General features: G+C 36.9%; 23 protein-coding genes. 17 read left to right on the top strand and 6 right to left on the bottom strand.

Annotated features, from left to right (window positions below):
- Positions 1–3 precede the first annotated feature (3 nt).
- The 4 genes from LV704_RS17615 to LV704_RS17630 form a co-directional block, all read right to left on the bottom strand.
- Positions 4–873 (bottom strand): nucleoside phosphorylase, encoded by an 870-nt coding sequence (locus LV704_RS17615; protein WP_163422403.1) that lies wholly within the window; start codon positions 871–873, stop codon positions 4–6.
- Position 874: 1 nt separating this feature from the next.
- The gene (locus tag LV704_RS17620; RefSeq protein ID WP_163422401.1) at positions 875–1,807 is read right to left on the bottom strand and encodes a DUF1835 domain-containing protein; all 933 of its coding nucleotides are present in this window, start codon (positions 1,805–1,807) and stop codon (positions 875–877) included.
- Between the two features lie 144 nt (positions 1,808–1,951).
- Entirely contained in the window at positions 1,952–2,281 is a 330-nt protein-coding gene (locus tag LV704_RS17625; protein WP_163422400.1) for a translation initiation factor, read from the bottom strand.
- A gap of 3 nt (positions 2,282–2,284) precedes the next feature.
- Positions 2,285–3,235 (bottom strand): isopenicillin N synthase family oxygenase, encoded by a 951-nt coding sequence (locus LV704_RS17630; RefSeq protein WP_163422399.1) that lies wholly within the window; start codon positions 3,233–3,235, stop codon positions 2,285–2,287.
- Positions 3,236–3,349: 114 nt separating this feature from the next.
- Here LV704_RS17630 and LV704_RS17635 point away from each other — a divergent pair, with 114 nt between their 5' ends.
- From LV704_RS17635 to LV704_RS17685, 11 genes are all read left to right on the top strand, one after another.
- Positions 3,350–5,326 (top strand): thiamine pyrophosphate-dependent enzyme, encoded by a 1,977-nt coding sequence (locus LV704_RS17635; RefSeq protein WP_163422397.1) that lies wholly within the window; start codon positions 3,350–3,352, stop codon positions 5,324–5,326.
- Between the two features lie 88 nt (positions 5,327–5,414).
- The gene (locus LV704_RS17640; protein WP_163422396.1) at positions 5,415–5,900 is read left to right on the top strand and encodes a lipocalin family protein; all 486 of its coding nucleotides are present in this window, start codon (positions 5,415–5,417) and stop codon (positions 5,898–5,900) included.
- 4 nt (positions 5,901–5,904) lie between these two features.
- Positions 5,905–6,597 (top strand): OmpA family protein, encoded by a 693-nt coding sequence (locus LV704_RS17645; protein WP_163422395.1) that lies wholly within the window; start codon positions 5,905–5,907, stop codon positions 6,595–6,597.
- A 55-nt stretch (positions 6,598–6,652) separates the two neighbouring features.
- Positions 6,653–7,804: an NAD(P)/FAD-dependent oxidoreductase gene (locus LV704_RS17650; protein ID WP_163422907.1), complete on the top strand. Its 1,152-nt coding sequence runs from the start codon at positions 6,653–6,655 to the stop codon at positions 7,802–7,804.
- Positions 7,804–8,517 (top strand): methyltransferase domain-containing protein, encoded by a 714-nt coding sequence (locus tag LV704_RS17655; protein WP_163422394.1) that lies wholly within the window; start codon positions 7,804–7,806, stop codon positions 8,515–8,517. The genes LV704_RS17650 and LV704_RS17655 overlap by 1 nt, the downstream gene beginning before the upstream one ends.
- Complete coding sequence (locus LV704_RS17660) at positions 8,517–9,572, top strand: type III polyketide synthase (protein ID WP_163422392.1); 1,056 nt, start codon at positions 8,517–8,519, stop codon at positions 9,570–9,572. Before LV704_RS17655 ends, LV704_RS17660 begins: the two co-directional genes overlap by 1 nt.
- A 21-nt stretch (positions 9,573–9,593) precedes the next feature.
- Positions 9,594–10,364 carry an SDR family oxidoreductase gene (locus LV704_RS17665; protein ID WP_163422391.1) on the top strand — a complete coding sequence of 257 codons (771 nt, stop codon included), beginning with the start codon at positions 9,594–9,596 and terminating at the stop codon, positions 10,362–10,364.
- Positions 10,365–10,367: 3 nt separating this feature from the next.
- Positions 10,368–10,826: a 3-hydroxyacyl-ACP dehydratase FabZ family protein gene (locus tag LV704_RS17670; RefSeq protein WP_163422906.1), complete on the top strand. Its 459-nt coding sequence runs from the start codon at positions 10,368–10,370 to the stop codon at positions 10,824–10,826.
- Positions 10,816–12,087 carry a beta-ketoacyl synthase gene (locus LV704_RS17675; RefSeq protein ID WP_163422389.1) on the top strand — a complete coding sequence of 424 codons (1,272 nt, stop codon included), beginning with the start codon at positions 10,816–10,818 and terminating at the stop codon, positions 12,085–12,087. Before LV704_RS17670 ends, LV704_RS17675 begins: the two co-directional genes overlap by 11 nt.
- A 22-nt stretch (positions 12,088–12,109) precedes the next feature.
- The gene (locus tag LV704_RS17680; protein WP_163422387.1) at positions 12,110–12,361 is read left to right on the top strand and encodes an acyl carrier protein; all 252 of its coding nucleotides are present in this window, start codon (positions 12,110–12,112) and stop codon (positions 12,359–12,361) included.
- Complete coding sequence (locus tag LV704_RS17685; RefSeq protein ID WP_163422386.1) at positions 12,358–12,783, top strand: hypothetical protein; 426 nt, start codon at positions 12,358–12,360, stop codon at positions 12,781–12,783. Before LV704_RS17680 ends, LV704_RS17685 begins: the two co-directional genes overlap by 4 nt.
- A 39-nt stretch (positions 12,784–12,822) precedes the next feature.
- Here the strand turns inward: LV704_RS17685 and LV704_RS17690 are convergent, their stop codons facing one another.
- Positions 12,823–13,338, bottom strand: coding sequence for a YceI family protein (locus LV704_RS17690; RefSeq protein WP_163422385.1), 516 nt, complete (start codon positions 13,336–13,338; stop codon positions 12,823–12,825).
- A gap of 298 nt (positions 13,339–13,636) precedes the next feature.
- On the opposite strand from LV704_RS17690, the gene LV704_RS17695 reads away from it, so the two are divergent.
- The 6 genes from LV704_RS17695 (at position 13,637) to LV704_RS17720 (ending at position 19,489) form a co-directional block, all read left to right on the top strand.
- Complete coding sequence (locus LV704_RS17695; RefSeq protein WP_163422384.1) at positions 13,637–13,966, top strand: hypothetical protein; 330 nt, start codon at positions 13,637–13,639, stop codon at positions 13,964–13,966.
- A 122-nt stretch (positions 13,967–14,088) separates the two neighbouring features.
- Positions 14,089–15,006 carry an EamA family transporter gene (locus LV704_RS17700; RefSeq protein ID WP_163422383.1) on the top strand — a complete coding sequence of 306 codons (918 nt, stop codon included), beginning with the start codon at positions 14,089–14,091 and terminating at the stop codon, positions 15,004–15,006.
- A gap of 156 nt (positions 15,007–15,162) precedes the next feature.
- Complete coding sequence (locus LV704_RS17705) at positions 15,163–16,611, top strand: hypothetical protein (RefSeq protein WP_163422382.1); 1,449 nt, start codon at positions 15,163–15,165, stop codon at positions 16,609–16,611.
- A gap of 105 nt (positions 16,612–16,716) precedes the next feature.
- Complete coding sequence (locus LV704_RS17710) at positions 16,717–17,715, top strand: sensor histidine kinase (protein WP_163422381.1); 999 nt, start codon at positions 16,717–16,719, stop codon at positions 17,713–17,715.
- On the top strand, positions 17,712–18,731 hold the full coding sequence (locus LV704_RS17715; protein WP_163422379.1) for a histidine kinase: 1,020 nt from the start codon (positions 17,712–17,714) through the stop codon (positions 18,729–18,731). The genes LV704_RS17710 and LV704_RS17715 overlap by 4 nt, the downstream gene beginning before the upstream one ends.
- Complete coding sequence (locus LV704_RS17720) at positions 18,728–19,489, top strand: LytTR family DNA-binding domain-containing protein (RefSeq protein WP_163422377.1); 762 nt, start codon at positions 18,728–18,730, stop codon at positions 19,487–19,489. Before LV704_RS17715 ends, LV704_RS17720 begins: the two co-directional genes overlap by 4 nt.
- Here the strand turns inward: LV704_RS17720 and LV704_RS17725 are convergent.
- Complete coding sequence (locus LV704_RS17725; protein WP_163422375.1) at positions 19,486–20,061, bottom strand: Crp/Fnr family transcriptional regulator; 576 nt, start codon at positions 20,059–20,061, stop codon at positions 19,486–19,488. The genes LV704_RS17720 and LV704_RS17725 overlap by 4 nt on opposite strands.
- Between the last annotated feature and the right edge of the window lie 49 nt (positions 20,062–20,110).

Genomic DNA, 20,110 nt, shown 5'->3' on the forward strand with positions numbered 1-20,110 from the left:
TGTTTAGGAAACAAGTCTTTCTAAAGTATATTTTATAAGATTGTCCACTGTTTTAGATGCATTTGTAGAAAACTCCCCAGTAGCTCTATTGGCAAGAATAGCGTTTAAAGATACAGCACGGTGTCCATGAAGTTTTGCTAAGCCATAGATGCCGGCGGTCTCCATTTCAAGGTTGGTTATCTGTTGATTCTGGTATAAAAAGGAGGCAAGCTTTTCATTAAAATCAGAAATTTTTGGGGTCAACCTAAGACTTCTTCCTTGTGGCCCGTAAAACCCTGAATTTGTAACTGTTATGCCTAATCGTATACGATTTGAATAGATTTTATTTCTTAAATTTTCATCAGAATCCACCGCATAAGCTGTTATGTTATGTTGGTTCCACCCTAGAAAATTATTAAGCCGTTCTTGCAGGTCCTTGTTTCTTACGTGTCCAGCTTCATAAAAATGAAGAAGCCCCTCCAAACCTATAGCAGATGAGCTTAGCAAAAATGAATCTATGGGTATATCTGCTTGTATCGCACCAGATGTACCAATCCGTATAAAATCTAACTGTATTTTATCATTTTTGATTTCTCTGGTGGAAAAATCTATGTTTACCAGCGCATCTAATTCGTTAAAAACAATATCTATATTGTCAGTGCCAATACCGGTGGAAATAACAGTTATTCTTTTCCCCTTGTATACGCCTGTATGGGTTAAGAACTCCCTACTTCCTTTTTCAATTTGAATAGAATCGAAATATTTGGTAACCAAATGCACACGACTGGGGTCTCCAACGGTGATTATCGTTGAGGAGATATCTTCCGGTAAAAGATTAAGATGGTAAATACTGCCATCAGGATTCAGAATAAGTTCTGAGTCACTTAAGGCCATTCTAGAGTTTTAAGATGCGATCTGTAGTAGAGTTATATAAGAAGTTATACTTTAAAGAACCTCCTAAATATAATTGATTGTCACGTAGTTGGGAGTAGTAATTCGCTTTGTTGGCAAGAACTTCTTTTCCTTTCCTTGTTAGCTTAACCGGATTGAAAGAGCCAAATAAGGGTTTCAGTGAAGAAATCATGCGATCATACTGTGTATCTCCAAAACCATAATACCCTTGATTTGCAAGAATTTGTTTTAATAAGACAGCTCTGGATTCTGGTTTTTGAATTGCCGCTGTGTCCAAAATACGGTTCTCCATTTCATTAAGACCGTTCTTAATGGTTGGAAAACGTTTTAAATGTGCTCTTAAGGCCTCAGATAAGTATTGAAACTGAAAATTGTTATGCGCAATCAAGTTTTCTAATCGAATAGGGTTGTCGCTGCAATACAATTGCCAGACATAGTCAGCAAATTCAATATCATCTTGAGACAAGATGGTTCTATTCTCATATAAATTCAGCAATTTCTCATCACTGAGTTCGCTTAAACCATATAATTTATCACTTTCATCCTCTTTTCCGCTACACACTAAAGAAATCTCTGCGTGTCTTCTATGCGTTTTTAACCAACTTAATACGGCCAGCATGTTTATTTGGCAGAAAAGATCATATTCAAACCAAAGAACAATCTGGTCCTGTTGCTTGTGGTTACATAGCGACCTATATTCTTTGAGAGTTTTCTCGACAAACCAAGATTTGGAAACCTTGTAGTTTTTGTTCAAAAATTCAAACCGGGTTTTCCAAAAAGATTCGCTGCCTACTGCACATAGAGTCTTGCCTTCACACAGCATTTCTCTCCATGTAATAATGTCTCCTTTTAGGTGTAACGATTGTAATTTTGACGTGAAATTGTCGCCGTTGGTAATATGCAACAGTGATTTCATTTTCAGTTTAGTTTTCGTCGGTTAGAATCATTAAATGTAAGATTTAAACCAAGAACACAAAAATTTTTTCATAAAACATTGGTTGTCAAAGCTTAAATTTAACAACGTAGGAAAAATATGAAGATAATATCAGGAATGAATACGCTATCCGCCAACTCTTTTAACAGAAAATCCATGCTCTTTCAAAAAGGCCATAATTTTATCCCGATAATCCCCCTGAATGATGATAAAGTCATTTTTATAACTACCTCCTACGCTTAAATAAGACTTAAGATCCTTAGTGAGTTTTTTAAAATCAACATCAGATCCCGTATAGCCTTCCAAAATAGTTACAGGCTTGCCCTTGCGTTTTTCATACTTGCAGATTATTGGCGCATCTTGAAGCCAATATTTGGGATTATCTTTTTTGGGGACCTCGCTTTCATCTGGAACATGGTCCGGAAATAAGTTTTTAAGTTGATCTTGTATATCCACAAGTTAATTCTTTACTAATCCTAATTCAATAAGTCGTTCATGCAGATATTCGCCCGCAGTAATATCTTCAAATCCTTTTGGATGCTGGTCATCAATACAGTCTGAAAGGCAGTTTAAAGGCATCTCGCTAATCGGATGCATAAAAAACGGAATAGAGTACCTAGATGTGCCCCAAAGTTCTTTAGGTGGGTTTACAACTTGATGTATGGTAGATTTTAGTTTGTTATTGGTAAGCCTGGACAGCATATCGCCAACATTGATCATAAGTTGATCGGTCCTTGCTATGGCATCTACCCATTCACCTTGATGGTTCTTTACCTGTAATCCCTTGCCATGTGCGCCCATAAGCAATGTAATGAGGTTGATGTCTCCATGCGCAGCCGCTCTTACGGCATTTTTAGGTTCTGAGGTAATTGGAGGGTAATGAATTGGCCTTAGAATGGAATTTCCATTCTTTATCCATTCATCAAAATACATTTCATCTAGGTCAAGATGCAAAGCTAAAGCCCTAAGAACATATTTGGCTGTCTTTTCTAGCATCTGATAAGCCTCCTTTCCAACGCTGTTGAATTCCGAAAGTTCTTTAACATAAACATTATCTGGGTATTCCGCTTCAAGCTTTGGATTGTTTTCAACATATTGACCAAAATGCCAAAACTCTTTAAGGTCACCCTCTTTTTTTCCCTTTGCATGCTCTTTTCCAAAGGAGGTGTACCCACGTTGCCCGCCTATTCCTTCAATTTCATAAGTATCCTTTGTGGTTTGTGGTAGTTGAAAAAACTGTTTAATCTCCCCGTAAAGCTGTTCCACTAAATTCTCGGATAAAAAATGACCGCTTAAGGCAACAAAACCTATATCCTCAAAAGCAGCACCTATTTCTGCAATGAATTTTTCTTTCCTGGGAGCATCACCAGAAACAAAATCTCTCAAATCTACGCTTGGAATCGCACTCATAACGTCAAATTTAGTTTACCATCAAAAGTAATGAATATTAAGAAACCTTTCTAAAAATTGGAAGATCATAGATAGCTTTTTCATTACTTTTAACCCCATTGAATTTTTTACTTTATGAGATATCATATTGGTAGTTTGGACCAACAGAAATTACTGAACTTATACAAGGGAATGCTAAAGCCCAGAATGATAGAAGAGAAGATGCTTATTCTTTTGAGGCAAGGCAAAATTTCCAAATGGTTTAGCGGGATTGGTCAAGAAGCAATATCGGTAGGGGTAACCCAAGCCTTGAATACTGAAGAGTATATTTTGCCCATGCACCGTAATTTGGGTGTTTTTACCTCTAGAAATATTCCATTACATCGGCTTTTTGGACAATGGCAGGGAAAACAAAGTGGCTTTACCCAAGGAAGAGATCGGAGCTTTCATTTTGGAACCCAGGAGTATAAAATTGTTGGGATGATATCTCATTTGGGTCCCCAATTAGGGGTTGCTGACGGGATTGCCTTAGCGGATATGCTGCGGAGAAAGAAAAGAGTGACAGCGGTTTTTACAGGAGAAGGCGCAACTAGTGAAGGTGATTTCCATGAAGCATTGAATGTTGCCTCTGTATGGAATCTTCCAGTTTTATTTTGTATTGAAAACAATGGCTATGGCCTTTCTACGCCTACAAATGAGCAATACAATTGTGAAAACCTTGCAGATAGGGCCAAAGGATATGGAATAGAATCCAGAATTATTGATGGTAACAATATCTTGGAAGTATACTCAAAAGTAGATGAGTTGTGTAAGGCGATTAGAAAAAGGCCAAGACCTGTTTTACTGGAGTTTAAGACCTTTAGAATGCGTGGGCACGAAGAAGCTAGTGGCACTAAATACGTTCCGGAAAAGCTGATGAAGAAATGGGAAAAGAAAGACCCTATTGCTAATTATGAGGCGTTTCTATTGGAAGAAGGAATTATAAAAGAGGAAGAAATAGGGAGACTTAAAGATGAAATCACAGAAGAAATCAATTCAAATTTAAAACTTGCATTTGATGAACCTGCAGTTGATGTAATTGAAACTAAAGAATTAAGTGAAGTATATCAAGATTTTAAATATGAGCATGTTGAACCTAAAGAAAATGTAAAAAACATTCGCCTTGTTGATGCGATTTCCCAAGGCTTGGAACAATCTATGGAACGCTACAATGAACTGATTATCATGGGTCAGGATATTGCAGATTATGGAGGGGTTTTTAAAATAACAGAAGGATTTACATCGAAATTTGGCAAAAGTAGGGTGAGAAATACGCCTATTTGTGAATCAGCTATTGTTTCTGCTGCAATGGGATTGTCAATAAATGGCATGAAAGCTGTAATGGAGATGCAATTTGCTGACTTTGCTACTTCAGGTTTTAACCCAATAGTAAATTACCTGGCCAAAGTGCATTATCGATGGGGTGAAAATGCAGATGTTGTGGTGCGGATGCCTTGTGGCGGTGGCGTTGGAGCTGGGCCATTCCATTCGCAGACAAATGAAGCTTGGTTTACAAAGACGCCTGGCCTTAAGGTAGTGTATCCTGCTTTCCCTTACGATGCAAAGGGCTTACTCAATACAGCTATAAATGACCCGAACCCAGTATTGTTCTTTGAGCACAAGGGTCTTTATAGAAGCGTTTATGGAGACGTACCTTCAGATTATTACACAATTCCATTTGGGAAAGCCAGTTTGATTAGGACAGGTGATTCCATATCTGTTGTGACATATGGCGCAGGAGTACATTGGGCATTGGAAATTTTGGAAAAACACCCGGAAATCAATGCGGATGTTATAGATTTGCGTACACTTCAACCTCTCGATATTGAAACTGTTTACACTTCGGTGAAAAAAACAGGGAAACTGATTGTATTGCAAGAAGACACTCTTTTTGGTGGTATTGCAAGTGATGTTTCTTCTTTGGTAATGGAAAATTGTTTTGAATTTTTAGATGCACCCGTTAAAAGGGTTGGAAGCTTGGAGACACCTGTTCCATTTTCTAAAGGTTTAGAGCAAAACTACTTGCCCAAAGCAAGGTTTGAAAAAGCACTGATCGAGCTTTTGGCATATTGAAATCATTCGGTTTAACAATTTTTTAACAACCCTAAAAGATAAATATGGTGTCTCAATCGTATATACTAAAATTTAAATTCCAATTCTTATGGTAAAACACGCATTCTTTATTATGATGTTTACTGCATTTTTGCTGACATCATGTTCTGTTTCTAAAAGTGCAAGGAGCCAGCGTAACCTTTTTAGCGGCTCATGGACACTTAACGACATTTCTTACGAGAACAATACCGGTAATTTTAAATCTGTAATCTTCAATGATGCAGATGACATTTGTTTTGAAGGAAGTGATTGGTTTTTTAGGGACAACAACAGTACAGGTAGGTATACAATAACTGGAGGTAGCCTCTGTCAGGGAGGGGATCGTTTCTTTAGATGGTCTGTTGTCGAGCCAACCGCAAATTATAGCAGTCAGCTTCAATTCAAATTTATTGATGAAAAACGAAAAGATGTTTCAGGAGGGGTAGGCTATCGTTTAAACATAGCCAACATATCGGAACAATCCATGACACTTAAATCCAATGTTTCAGTAGACGGAGAACTTGTAACCATAGTATATCAATTCTCAAAAAAATAATCAGATGAAAAATATAGTAATAAGAAATACGGCCGTTGTTTTGGCATTGAGTTTAATGGTGAGCTGTAATGCAGTAAAAAATGCTAACAACACACAAAAAGGAGCTGCAATTGGAGCTGCTGGTGGTGCGGTTATTGGTGGAATAATCGGAAACAATGTTGGGAAAAATGGAAACACGGCCCTAGGAGCAATCATTGGTGCCGTTGTTGGTGGTGCTGCTGGAGGATATATCGGTAATAGAATGGATAGGCAGGCTGAACGTATTGAAGAAGAAATTCCTGGAGCAGAAGTAACCCGTGTAGGTGAAGGTATCAATGTTATTTTTAATGAGGACGCTGGTGTGTACTTTGATACCAATAGATCTGATGTTAAGGGAACTTCAGCAAGTACCTTGGATAAACTGGCGGGGATTTTTAAAGAATATCCTGGCTCCAATGTTTTGGTAGAAGGGCATACAGATAGCGCAGGTAGCGAAGAATACAATTGGAAGTTGTCTCAGCAAAGAGCAGAATCCGTAACTAACTATTTGGTAGGTAAAGGTATTTCCAATGCTAGATTTACTACAAAATGGTATGGAGAGACCCAGCCACGTGAAAGCAATGAAACTTCAGAAGGTAAGGCTAAGAACAGACGTGTTGAGCTGGCTATTGTTGCTAGTGAGGAGCTAAAGCAGGAAGCTTACCAGAAGACAAACTAAAAGCACAAAACATTAAGTATTTTTTTAATCCCGACCATACCAGGTCGGGATTTTTATTTTAAAGAAGTATCTTCATGGGGTGAATAGTCCCAAAGTTGTTATCATTGGTGGTGGATTGGCCGGGTTGACAGCTGCACTACATTTGGAGCAAAAAGGAAAGCAAGTCTTGGTAATTGAAAAAAACCAGTATCCAAATCATAAAGTATGTGGAGAATACGTATCCAATGAGGTTAAGCCTTATTTAGAGCAGCTTGGTTTGGAATTGTGTAATCTAGGGTTGCCAGAAATTGATACTCTTCAAATTAGTACACAGAACGGTAAACTTATTGAAGTTGATCTCCCTTTGGGAGGATTTGGTATTAGTAGGTATGTTTTTGACCATAAACTATATCAATTGGCAATAAAAAAAGGAGTGAATTTCCTTTTTGATACAGTGGTCGATGTTCAGTTTGCCAATGATGAATTCTCCGTAACACTTTCCTCAAAAGAAAAAATACATAGTAAAGTGGTTTTGGGTGCATTTGGTAAACGTTCAAATCTAGATGTTAAGTTGAATAGGGGGTTCATTCAAGAGAAATCCCCCTGGCTTGGAATAAAATCGCATTACGAAAACAATGGGCATCCATCAAATTTAGTTGGTCTTCACAACTTCCCTGGGGGATATGGAGGATTGTCCCAAACAGAGACCGGAGACGTAAACTTTTGCTGTTTGGTGAAGTATGAAAGCTTTAAAAAGGAGGGGGGTATAGAGGCGTTTAATCAAAAAGTGGTGTCACAAAATCCAATACTAAAAGATTTTTTGGCCAATTCTAAAGGTACATTTGAAAAACCGTTGAGCATTGCTCAAATATCGTTTGAAAAGAAAAAGGTGGTGGATGATCATATTTTAATGTGCGGGGATACCGCGGGTTTGATACATCCACTTTGCGGCAATGGCATGGCAATGGCCATACATAGTGCAAAATTAGCGGCGGAACAAGTGGTTATGTTTATGGAAAAACCTAACTTCACAAGAAAAGATATGGAAAAAGAGTACCAAATGCTCTGGGAAAAGAATTTTGGCAAAAGACTCTGGATGGGTCGTCGCTTACAAGACCTAATGTTGCATACCAAGTGGTTTAATTTGGGAATGCATACCGTGGCCAACTCAAAAATACTGCTTCGTAAACTTATTAGTAATACGCATGGTAATCCAATTTTGCATTGATGGACCTTTCTGTGCGTAGTGAAGAGTTGGAGCTCATGGATGATCCAAATATGGCGTTTGAGCTTTTGGAAGCCGCCTATGCAGACATTAATAAATGTAACAAATTACTGGGGGGTGAGTCAATAACCATAGATGCCGTATGGGAATTGGTGAAAGAGAGCGAAAAAAAATCGTATACGATTTTAGATATGGGTTGTGGAGATGGCACCATGCTAAGAAAACTATCCAAATATCTGAGTAAAAAAGGGGTGTTGCACAATATGGTGGGGATAGACCTAAGAGATGATGTATTGCGAATTGCCGAGGAGAAATCTCACGATTATCCTAACATAAACTTCAAGAAAGAAGACATACTAAAAGCTGATTCAAGTCTTTCTTGCGACATTTTGATCAATACATTGACCATGCATCATTTTGATGAGAACCGCATAGATGCTTTTCTAAACAAGTTTGTCAGTTTGGCCAAAGTTGGAGTTGTAATCAACGATCTTCAAAGAAGTAAGATTGCTTATGTGCTCTTTCAAGTATTTGGTTTTTTCTTTATTAAGACCAAGGTTGCAAAATACGATGGGCTTGTTTCCATAAGCAAAGGTTTCAGGAAGGATGAGTTGATGAAATTATCAAAAAAAATACCGAATGTTACACATACAATTCAATGGAAATGGGCTTTTAGGTATGTATGGGTATTGAAATTTAACCGACATAAGAATTAATGGGTCCAGTACATGTAGTTGGGGTATCAAAACAATTGCCAAAGTATAGCAGAAAAACTTCGGACATTGTTCCCTTCATAGATTTATGGCTTACAGGTCAAGATGACCGTTTTAGAAGAAAAGTGGTAAAGATATTTGAAGGGGCTGGGGTGGATCGCCGTTATGGCATCATGGATATTGAAGAAGTCTTTACTGCTACTTCTTTTGAGCAAAAAAACAATATATATACCCGTGAAGTCAAGGTTTTGGGAGAGCAGGTACTTCGGAAAGCTTTAAATCAAGCGGAATGGGAAGCAAAGTCGTTGGACTATATCATTACCGTTAGTTGTACTGGTATTATGATTCCATCGTTGGATGCTTACCTCGTGGATGCTCTAGGATTAAGACAAGATATAATAAGACTCCCAGTGACAGAAATGGGTTGTGCTGCGGGTGTTTCGGGTTTAATCTATGCTGCTAATTTTCTTAGATCAAATCCTGGAAAGCGAGCAGCTGTTATTGCTGTTGAAAGTCCTACCGCCACTTTTCAGCTTAATGATTTCTCCATGGCCAATATGGTAAGTGCTGCAATATTTGGTGATGGAGCTGCCTGCGTGCTGTTGTCTTCGGAAAAAGAAGCGGCAGGCCCTAAAATCATTGGGGAAGAAATGTATCATTTTAAAAATGCCACCCATTTAATGGGCTTTGATTTAACCAATACTGGGTTGAAGATGATATTGGATCCGGCGGTTCCCGAAGTAATCGCACAACACTTTCCGGAAATTGTTCATCCTTTTTTAAAACGATTTGACTCAAGCATTGATGGAGTTGATCATTTGATTTTTCATCCAGGCGGAAAGAAAATAGTGCAAACTGTTGAGGAGCTTTTTGGTAAATTGGGTAAGAATATAGACGATACAAGAGAAGTGCTAAGGGATTATGGAAATATGAGCAGTGTTACCGTACTATATGTACTTGAACGTTTTTTAAATAAGGATATAGCTGAAGGAGATCAGGGAATGGTGCTGAGTTTTGGTCCTGGATTTTCTGCGCAGCGTATTCTTTTGGAATGGTAATTTATTTTGACAATGGAAGGCATGTCTAAATGGGCTTTAATATTGGGAGGAAGTAGTGGTCTTGGTTTGGCCACTGCAAAAAAAATATCGCAACATGGATTTAAGGTAATAGTCATTCATAGAGACAGAAAATCTGATTTAGAGCAGGTTGAAAGTTGTTTTAAAGAAATTACTTTAGATGATAATAGGTTATTTAGTTTCAATGCTGATGCGATAAACCCAATAAGACGTAGTGAATTGATTCAAGAAATTCAGAAACTTATTGCCACAGAAAAAATACATGTACTTGTTCATAGTATTGCAAAAGGGAATTTAAAACCCATGGTTGATGAAAATAATATTTTAAGTAATCAAGATTTTCACCTGACTATTGATGCCATGGCTATAAGCCTTTATGACTGGGTAAAGGATTTGGTAAATGCGAAGTTATTTTCTGAGGACACTAGGGTACTATCTTTTACTAGCGAGGGCAATTCCAAAGCATGGAGAAGTTATGCAGCGGTTTCGGCAGCAAAGGCATCTTTGGAAGCAATCACTAGAAATATAGCTTTGGAATTTGCACCTATTGGTATTAAGGCCAATTGCATTCAAGCTGGCGTGACGGATACGAAGTCCTTTCAAATGATACCAAATAGTGCTGTTTTAAAAGAAGAAGCGATAAAACGAAATCCAAATAATAGACTTACTACTCCAGAAGATGTTGCCAATGCAGCTTATTTGCTCACATTGGAAGAAGCAAAGTGGATTACGGGAACGGTTATTAAAGTAGATGGAGGGGAAAGTTTGCAATAGATGATGACACTTCATGAAATAATCGACAAACTTCCATATACACAACCTTTTCTTTTTGTAGATGAGTTAACCCATGTAGACGATGAATCTGCACAGGGGACATATTTGTTTAAAGGAGAATCTGATTTTTACAAAGGACATTTTAAAGATATACCTGTAACGCCAGGTGTAATTTTAACTGAGTGTTGTGCTCAAATTGGTCTGGTGTGCCTTGGAATTTATTTATTGCAAAAAGAGATTAGCGAAGGAGAAGATAAAAAACTAGAGATTGCCATGAGTAGCTCCGAAATGGAGTTTTATCTACCTGTTCTCCCTGATGAGAAGGTGAAAGTTGTCTCGGAAAAAATCTATTTCAGGTTTGGTAAGCTTAAATGTAAGGTGAAAATGCTCAATAATAAGAGTGATGTCGTGTGCAAAGGCATTTTAGCTGGAATGTTCAAACAGACAAGTGATGAAAAATAGGGTAGTGGTGACGGGTATGGGAGTTTGCGCACCCAATGGAGTGGGGCTTTCCAAGTTCACTCAATCCTTAAAAAAGGGAAAAAGTGGAATACGTTTCTATCCAGAACTGAAAAAATTAAGTTTCTCATGTCAAGTAGCTGGAAAACCTTTAATTGACGACATTCATTTAAATAAATACTTCAGCAATGTGCAATTGAAGGGGCTTAACGCTAGCGGGATTTTTTATGGCGTTATTGCAGGAAAGGATGCATGGAAAGATGCTGGTTTATCAACAGTAAGTTCGGAAAACCCCGATTGGGACAGCGGAATCATATTTGGTACGGGAATTCTTGGAGTAGATAAGTTCAGAGAGGCAATTTACCAAGTTGATGAGGGTAATGTAAGGCGATTGGGTAGCACCTCAGTGATTCAAACAATGGCAAGTGGAATAAGTGCTTATTTAGGGGGTATGTTGGGCTGTGGAAATCAAGTTACGACCAATTCATCAGCCTGCACAACCGGCACGGAAGCTGTGCTAATGGGCTATGAGCGCATCAAAAACAAAAAAGCGAAGAGAATGTTGGTCGGTAGTTGTAGTGACAGTGGCCCTTATGTATGGGGAGGATTTGATGCTATGCGTATTCTGCCCAGGAACTATAACAATAACCCAGAAGCTGCCAGCAGACCTATGAGTGCATCTGCCGCAGGATTTGTCCCTGGTAGTGGAGCAGGGGCATTGGTTCTAGAATCCTTAGAGAGCGCTCTAGAACGTGGAGCTAGTATTTATGGGGAAATTATAGGAGGGGAGGTAAATAGCGGAGGACAGCGAGGGAATGGTAGTATGACAGCACCAAACAACGAGGCAGTTCAACGCTGTATCGTAAATGCCATAAAAGATTCAGGAATAGAACCAGGAGATATTGATGCGGTCAATGGTCACCTTACCGCCACGGCAAAAGATCCTGATGAACTTAAGAATTGGAGTCAAGCACTGGGCCGATCTGGAATAGATTTTCCTTATGTCAATTCCTTTAAAGGACATTTTGGGCATTGTTTAGCTGCTGCGGGAAGCATTGAATGCGTGGGCACCTTGCTTCAATTTAAGGAAAAACAGATTTTTGGAAATATCAATTGTGAAGATGTACATCCAGAAATAGAGAAATTAGTAGATACTTCCAAAATCCCTCTTACAACAACAGATGTTGAGCCAAAAATTATCGCAAAAGCTAGTTTTGGTTTTGGAGATGTAAATGCCTGTATTATTTTTAAAGCCTATAGCTAGAAACGAACCCTTAAAATAAAAAATGCAAGAAGAAAGATATCAGAAATTAAAGGAAATTGTGCAAACCTATTTGCCGGATGATGTCTCTGTGGAAGCGATACAATTAGAAAGTAATTTTACTCAAGAATTGAACATTAACTCTGCCAATCTAGTGGATATTGTTTTGGATGTTGAAGACGCTTTCGATATCATGCTGGAAAACGAAGACATGGATGGCATGCAAACGGTTAAGGACGCACTCCAAATAATAGATCATAAAATAAATGCTAAATGAAAGAATTCTGGAGTTTTGTTTTAGAAAAAGTGAATGTTGATAAGCGATTATTGGTTATCTATTGTACTGTCTACTTTCTTTGGGGGCTTGGGATGAATTGGTTTGGAGCGCAGATGGAAATAGCCGAGTTTACTTTTTGGTGGCAGGTGATTACGTGCTATATCTTATATATGGTTCCAATTTCCTTGGTGCTAAGAGGCCTACCTTTTCATATGCAATATGCCTATGGATTAATTGCCATGGGATTGTTGGAGTTTGGAGGATATGCTTTACAAACTTCGTATGCATATCCGAACAATATTTTGGACCAACTATTCAACATACGCAACTTTAGCCTGGGTATGGCACTGTTTTTTGCTCTGTACTTTCCTTTGGGGAATTGGGGTGTAGGTAAGATTCATAATTTGTTGTTCAAGAAATAGGATTATCCAACGTGGAACTTTTCCTAAAAACACAACAAACTAACTGTTTATATCAAAGACCATTTTAATCTTCACCAGATTGTCTTCTCTTTTTTTCTTGATTTTGATTCCGTAATCAATGGAATATAAGGAAGTGGTTCCGATAAGTTGATTTTCTTTTCTGGTAAAGGTTATCGTAATCGGTTTTAAGGTTTCCTTGATGGTAAGCTCACCATTAACGACTAGCTTTTCACCTTCCAGTTTAACCTTATTGCTTTTAAAAGAGATTTTAGGATAGTCATCAGCATCAAAATACTTTCCACTTTTTAAAGACCAGTTTCTTAATCCGCTATTGGTATCTAAAGTTTCGGAAGAAACGGAACCCTTAAAAATTGAATTCTCCAAATTACCAACATCTATTGAAGATTCTGATTTAAAACCCGAAATAGTTCCTTTTACCTTCTTGGAAACAAATTCAAAAGATATTTGGGCACTCTTGATTTTGGTTTTTTGCCCATTAACTAGATTTACGGACAGGCCAATTACTAAAAACAAACAAAACGAAAAGACTCTCATGGCAAATTTTTAATCTAAAATAAAGATTTGGTCATTAAAGAAAGGAACTGCTTACAGAATTATGAATTTTTGTTTAAAGTTTTAGTATACCAAAAATATCTAATTAAGGTGAATGCTTCTTTCTATTATGTCAGTTTTGAATATTTGCAAATATTTAAGAGTCAATTTTTTAGAATTAACAACACAGGTTTAACTGAATGTTAAATATTAAAAAATGAAGTTAATTTTGTACAACAATGTAAGATAATTAGTAATTTAATGGAAGGTTTTAAGACAATCAATACTTAAACAAAATAACATGAATGATGTAACTGAAAAAAGTACGGGTCAAATCCAAGAGCTATTGATTCGTATGGAGCGAAATAACAACATCATTCAAAGACTTTCCAAAAAACTTAGCTCTTACACTTGCGAGCCCAATAATTCTTCCTGCTTTGAAAAGCTATATGATCTTAGACATAATTTTAAGGTTTTTAGCGGTCAACAAAAGCAAATTATGGAGCTTTTAAAACAAAAACGGGGAATGGCGAAGAGCCTGCAAAAAGATATTCAGCTTCATTTAGAACGATTTAAGCAACTGGAGCAAGACATGGCCGCTTACATTTTGGATACTGATCAGTATTCCTAAAACCCTATTAGATAGATGCCGTTTTAATAGCTGCTTATTACTTTGCATAACTTCATTTAGAATATGTTTTTTACTCCTATAAACATCCGTATTATTGTAGGGCGAATAACCAATTTTTTAGAATGGGAAAGTCCTCAAACTCTACGCTTGTCATTCTTGCCTTTTTTGCGATTTACGTAATATGGGGCTCTACCTATTTGCTTAATAAGATTGCTGTATTGGAGCTACCGCCATTTATGTTGGCTTCATTTCGTTTTACCACTGCGGGGATCTTAATTTTCATTATTGCGAAGATGATGGGAATTCAAGTATTAATTACTAGAAAGCAATTGTGGAATACTATAATTGCCGGGTTCCTTTTTTTAAGTTTTGGGAATGGGGTGGTAGTATGGGCGTTGCGCTATGTAGATACTGGTTTTGCTGCCTTGGAAATATCTGCACAGCCACTTATTATTTTATTGTTGATGAGAGTTTTACAAGGAAAAAAAATACAACCAATGTCTGTTGTTGGTGTCATTTTTGGAATCATTGGTATATATCTTTTAGTAAGTCAAAAACAGGTTATAACAAAGGAAGGCTCGGTCTTGGGAATGGTCATGATATTTTTCTGCATGTTGAGTTGGGGCTATGGCAGTCTTTTTGTTGCCAAAGCCGACCTGCCAACAAACTACTTTGTTAACACAGGTTATCAAATGTTTACTGGTGGTATTATTTTGGCATTGATGAGTGTTGGGTTCAATGAAGAATGGACCTCACCATTGGTTTGGAGTGGAAAGGTGCAGGTTGTAATGATATTGCTGGTCATTTTTGGTAGTATTCTGGCATTTACTTCTTTCAATTACTTATTAAAATCGGTTTCTCCAGAGAAAGTGGCAACCTCTACCTATGTAAACCCCATCGTTGCACTCATTTTAGGGTGGTATTTCCTAAATGAAGAAATAACGGTACAATCCATGATAGCAGCTGTAGTTTTGCTTACCGGAGTCTACTTCATTAATGCCAAAAAGACTTTGGCCATTTTTGAAAGGTTTAAAAGATAGTTTAAAACACCTTTCTGTTCCTCATTGTACAATTCAATACATAAACCGTCCAATTGGCTACATTTCATTTTTGCAGTTGAGGATTGATGCACATCTTTGCTTCATCAATCAAAAAACAATCAGTTCAATCAATCATCAATCAAAAAGCGAACAATCATGAATCAACTATCAAAAATCCTTGCTACCCTAGTCTTGAAGATTATTCTTTTCTTTTTCCTCCTAAACGGAAGTTCTATTAATGCTCAGCGCAAGAGTACTTCAATAAACATTAGTGACAATGGAAAAACATCAATTTCCATAAAGAATGGTTTTGGCAATAATTTCGAAGTAGAATTTAAGGGAGACATTACACTTTCCGATGATGACACCGATGTGGTCGCCATTTCTGATGAGGGCTATATGGAAATAAAGAAATCTGCTTTTGGCAATCGCAGGAAGGTCTTTATAGAATCTAACAGTTCGGGGCAGCTAACCAAAAAGTATTATGTAGGAGGTTCCGAAAGAAATTTTGATTCTGAAGGAAGAAAATGGATGGCGGAAATCCTTTTGGAAGTAGTTCGTACTTCCACATTAGGATCTGAGCAACGTGTTAACCGCATTTACAAACAGGGAGGAGCATATGGTGTGCTTAAAGAAGTTGACTTTATTGGCACTAACCATGTAAAAGCAAGGTACATAAAACTATTATTGCAAAAAGACCTTAAAAGCACCGATTTAATATCCATTCTAAATGTTGTTGGTGATGATATTGATTCAGATCACCACAAAGCAGATATCCTAAAAGAGAATACGTCTAAGTTCTTGGCAACCGATGCCAGTACTTCTGCATATATTGAGGCCACCTCCCAAATAGACTCTGACCACCATAAAGCCGAGGTTCTAAAAAGATCTATAAAAGACGGTTCGCTAAAGGCAAATCAGATGAATTCTCTATTTACAATTGCAAAAGACATAGACTCTGACTATCATAAATCAAGTGTTCTGCTAACGGTGTTAAGAAATTCATCTTTGAATGCTGCAAATATGAAACTGCTTATAAGCACTGCGGACAGGATAAATTCAGATCATCATAAATCTCAGGTATTACAGGCGGCGTTAAACTCTGATAATTTATCGGATAGTAGTTTTCATACTTTGTTAAGTTCTTTGGACGACATGAGTTCAGATCATCATAAAGGAAATGTGCTTTCAAAATTGCTTGGAAAAGAACTTAGCCCATCCTCGCTATCACATGTATTAAAACAGGTGGGACATATGGATTCTGATAGTCATAAAGCCAATGTGCTAAAGTCAGCCGTTCGTAAGGAGCTTTCAGATGACAGTATAGAAGTGTTATTGGATATTTTGGAACATATGGGTTCTGATAGTCACAAGGCAAGCATTTACAAACAGATGGCCAGAAAAACATATTCAGATACGCAGCTCACCAAAATTTTATGGACCATTAAAGATATTAGTTCAGATTATCATAAAGCGGATTCATTAATTGCATTTTCTAGAATGGTTTCGCAAAAGGGATCTACAGTTAAAGAAACCTACGGGTCAGTTTGCAATAGTATTTCATCTGACTCACATTACAGAAAAGCCATAAACGCCATTCAATAACCAATTAGAATTCTGATCGCTAAAATACTCCAACAGCTTTAGCATAATAATGAGTATTTTGGTGTTATGGACAGGATTATTAATTTTTTCGCAGACCGACCGACCATGGGAAGAAATCTGTTCCTTATCATTTTAGGCTTTATTGTTGGAGCCCTATTCTACAGCTTTCACAATTTTAGCGGAGAACCAAGTTTTTGGGAATTAGTGCTCAATGGCGTTCTTGGTATAGCCATTAGTTATGTTTTCCATTTCTGTAATCTTTTTTTGAACAAAACCATCCGTTGGAAGCAACAGACTGGACTAAGGCTTTTAGTTGGTATAGTAATGCATTTAACACTTGGGTTGGGCATTATTTTTCTTGGATTAAAAGGTTATGAAATGCTCTACCATGAGTACTCCTTTTTTTCTGAGGAAGGAAATAAGGTATTGTTGAAAATAGGGATACTCCTTTTTTGTACCGTTCTTATATACAACATTATTTATCTGGTCTTCTATTCATACCGACAATATACTATGGGGCAAGTAATGGAGGTACAGTACAAGCGTAAACAAACCGAACTTCAACTAAAGGCATTAAAATCTCAGCTAAGTCCCCATTTTCTTTTTAACAGCCTTAATACATTATCTTCTTTATTCCAAAAGGATATAAAAAAAGCTGATATTTTTATAAGGTCCTTGGCAAAGTCTTATCAATATACCTTAAAGGCGTATAAAGAAGTATTGGTTACTGTAGAAGATGAATTAGCATTTGTAAACTCTTATTGTTTTTTGGCACAAACACGTTTTGGAGATTACCTTTCTTTGGACCTACAATTGACGGATAAGGAACTTAAAAGTAGAATTCCACCATTAACACTTCAGATGTTGGTGGAGAATGCTGTGAAGCATAATATCATCAACAATAAAAATCAATTAAAAGTTCAAATAAAACCAAGCAATGGCTTTTTGGAAGTATCCAATAATAAAACGGCAAAACGCCCAGAAACAAAATCTTTAAAAATAGGTCTCAAAAATATTGTTTCCCGGTATGAATTGCTGGCGGATAAACAGGTGAAAATAGTTGATGAGGAAAAATTTACCGTAAAACTGCCCATGCTAACATGAAAAAACTGTTTATTCATAAACCGCTTTTTAGACTGTTGAGCCCTTTGTTCAGTGGCACTTTAGTGTACCTTCTTATTTTGCTCATCAATAACACAATTGATGAACTAGGTGCTAATTTTTTTGGCCAGGAACTTTATGTGTGTATTGGCCTTGCTTATTTAATTCAGGAATATGCGCGTATTTCAATTATAATCTTCAAACGACTTAAAAGGCCATCTTCATTTTTGGTCAAAACCATCCTGCAGATCATAAGTACAATTATCATCAATATAGTTTTGGTTTCCTTGGCCATGTATCTTTATTTTATCAAGGTGCTGTACTACACCCCAAACAGCAATGAGTTAATGATTTTTAATAGCATTTTCTCTGTGATTGCTTTGATTTATGTCTTGTTATATGTGAGTCATCAGTTTCTGTATATGGTCAACACAGAAAAATTGGAAAAAGAAGAATGGGCAAGGCAGGAAGTTGAGGAAGACTTTACAGATTTTAAGCGAGGGATAAACCCAGAATTGCTTTTTGAAAGCCTGGAAGCAATTTTGGTGGTTATGAAAGAAGACCCTGATAGAGCGGAACAGATTACGGATCGTTTTGCGATGGTCTACAGGTATTTATTGTCCAAAAAGAAAGACGAGCTGGTTCCTATATCAGAAGAACTAAAAACTTTGGAAGAATTACTTCAACTATTTTCAGAACTGCCATATAGAAAAATGCAATTGGGAAAAGTAACAACAAGTGAGACTTTAGTGGTGCCTGGAAGCTTATTGCGTATTGCTGAAAGGGTGATGCGTACTACGATTCCATCAGAAACAAAGAAAATAAGCATTGATATTTTAGAATTTGGGAGTGAGTTAAATATTCAATATAAACATGAAGAAAGAATAGATAAATTATTAACTATCAATAGTTTAAAATATATTCAAAGAGATTATGGATATTATGCTTCCGAATCTGTCAAAGTAATTCATGACGACGTTTTTAAAACCGTATATCTTCCTAAATTGAACCTAGAATGAAGATTGTAATCATTGAAGATGAACCTTTAGCATCAGAAAAATTAGAGCGCTATCTTCTAAAATATAGCGAGAAGGTTGAGGTCCTCAGCATATTGCCTTCTTTAGAACTAGCTATCCCGTGGATTACGGCGCATCAATCTAAAGTTGATTTGTTTTTTATGGACGTGCAATTGACAGATGGCCTCAGTTTCGAGATTTTTTCCAAAATACCAGTACAAAAGCCAGTAATCTTCACTACTGCCTTTGATGAGTTTGCCATAGACGCATTCAAGGTGAACAGTATTGATTATTTATTAAAACCAATTATGTTCACTGATCTTTCAAGGGCTTTGCAGAAACTAAAATCATTTAAAGAACAGTTCTCAAATCCCTTGGAGTTGGCTCCGGTAATTCAAAAGCTACAAGAAAAAAAGTATAAGGACAGGTTTTTGGTTAGAATGGGTAATCACATTAATTCGGTACAGAGTAATTCAATAAATGCCTTTTTTGCAGAAGGGAGGGATGCCTATCTAATTACTGAGAAAGGAAAAAAGTACATCATTGAATATAAATTAGAAGCATTGGAAAAGTTGTTGGACCCAAAACTTTTTTTTCGTGTGAATAGAACCTTTATCGTTAACATCAACGCCATTACAGATGTTACTGTTTATGCCAACCGAAGGTTAAAACTTGTCTTAAGCTCAAAACTGGATAAAGAAGTTATTATTAGTAGAGAAAAGGTAGCTGATTTTAAAAAATGGTTTGAAGGACTGGCTTAAGGTTGATTGGTTTTTTCTTTTAGTTCTTTTAATGCCCGATTCAAACTTCTCGTGGTGACTCCTATATAATTTGAAATATCCTTTTTGGAGATTACCTCTGTAAACTCTGGGAAAATCTTTTTTAATCTTATGATATTGTCTTCAATAGGGTAGGAATGCTGGTACGAATGTCTTGGGGCTTTATATCTAATCTTATCCGCAAGAGCTTTCATGACCAATCTATTAAAGTGATTGTCCGTTTCTAACAATGCATTAAAACGAGTATGGGAAATGGAAAGAACCTTCAGTTGTGTTATGGCCTCTACAGAACATATGGTGTATTTTTTACTGAATACTTCTAATTCCCCAAATTCCATTCCCTCACCCAAGAATTCCTGAATAAATTCCTTTCCATTTTCATCAGAAATATAGCACTTACTGATTCCTTCCGTAATAAAATAGACTTTGTTGTACCTTCTGTCTTGTTCTATTATTCTATGCTTGGGGCCAAATTCTTCTTCACTTATATCATGTTTGCCAGCATCATATAGCTTTTTCACATAGGTAGCTAATTCCGGATTTATTCTAATCATTTTTTTAATGGGACAAATGTCCTTTTTAGTGCTGCGAAGAAGTAATTTC

This window comes from Flagellimonas sp. CMM7 (assembly GCF_021390195.1).
Classification (GTDB): domain Bacteria; phylum Bacteroidota; class Bacteroidia; order Flavobacteriales; family Flavobacteriaceae; genus Flagellimonas.

Bases quoted from the DNA above. Each gene is read 5' to 3' on its own strand.
- LV704_RS17615 (WP_163422403.1), bottom strand. From the start codon at position 873: ATGGCCTTAAGTGACTCAGAACTTATTCTGAATCCTGATGGCAGTATT.
- LV704_RS17620 (WP_163422401.1), bottom strand. From the start codon at position 1,807: ATGAAATCACTGTTGCATATTACCAACGGCGACAATTTCACGTCAAAA.
- LV704_RS17630 (WP_163422399.1), bottom strand. From the start codon at position 3,235: ATGAGTGCGATTCCAAGCGTAGATTTGAGAGATTTTGTTTCTGGTGAT.
- LV704_RS17635 (WP_163422397.1), top strand. From the start codon at position 3,350: ATGAGATATCATATTGGTAGTTTGGACCAACAGAAATTACTGAACTTA.
- LV704_RS17640 (WP_163422396.1), top strand. From the start codon at position 5,415: ATGGTAAAACACGCATTCTTTATTATGATGTTTACTGCATTTTTGCTG.
- LV704_RS17645 (WP_163422395.1), top strand. From the start codon at position 5,905: ATGAAAAATATAGTAATAAGAAATACGGCCGTTGTTTTGGCATTGAGT.
- LV704_RS17655 (WP_163422394.1), top strand. From the start codon at position 7,804: ATGGACCTTTCTGTGCGTAGTGAAGAGTTGGAGCTCATGGATGATCCA.
- LV704_RS17660 (WP_163422392.1), top strand. From the start codon at position 8,517: ATGGGTCCAGTACATGTAGTTGGGGTATCAAAACAATTGCCAAAGTAT.
- LV704_RS17665 (WP_163422391.1), top strand. From the start codon at position 9,594: ATGTCTAAATGGGCTTTAATATTGGGAGGAAGTAGTGGTCTTGGTTTG.
- LV704_RS17670 (WP_163422906.1), top strand. From the start codon at position 10,368: ATGACACTTCATGAAATAATCGACAAACTTCCATATACACAACCTTTT.
- LV704_RS17675 (WP_163422389.1), top strand. From the start codon at position 10,816: ATGAAAAATAGGGTAGTGGTGACGGGTATGGGAGTTTGCGCACCCAAT.
- LV704_RS17680 (WP_163422387.1), top strand. From the start codon at position 12,110: ATGCAAGAAGAAAGATATCAGAAATTAAAGGAAATTGTGCAAACCTAT.
- LV704_RS17685 (WP_163422386.1), top strand. From the start codon at position 12,358: ATGAAAGAATTCTGGAGTTTTGTTTTAGAAAAAGTGAATGTTGATAAG.
- LV704_RS17690 (WP_163422385.1), bottom strand. From the start codon at position 13,338: ATGAGAGTCTTTTCGTTTTGTTTGTTTTTAGTAATTGGCCTGTCCGTA.
- LV704_RS17695 (WP_163422384.1), top strand. From the start codon at position 13,637: ATGAATGATGTAACTGAAAAAAGTACGGGTCAAATCCAAGAGCTATTG.
- LV704_RS17700 (WP_163422383.1), top strand. From the start codon at position 14,089: ATGGGAAAGTCCTCAAACTCTACGCTTGTCATTCTTGCCTTTTTTGCG.
- LV704_RS17705 (WP_163422382.1), top strand. From the start codon at position 15,163: ATGAATCAACTATCAAAAATCCTTGCTACCCTAGTCTTGAAGATTATT.
- LV704_RS17710 (WP_163422381.1), top strand. From the start codon at position 16,717: ATGGGAAGAAATCTGTTCCTTATCATTTTAGGCTTTATTGTTGGAGCC.
- LV704_RS17715 (WP_163422379.1), top strand. From the start codon at position 17,712: ATGAAAAAACTGTTTATTCATAAACCGCTTTTTAGACTGTTGAGCCCT.
- LV704_RS17720 (WP_163422377.1), top strand. From the start codon at position 18,728: ATGAAGATTGTAATCATTGAAGATGAACCTTTAGCATCAGAAAAATTA.
- LV704_RS17725 (WP_163422375.1), bottom strand. From the start codon at position 20,061: ATGATTAGAATAAATCCGGAATTAGCTACCTATGTGAAAAAGCTATAT.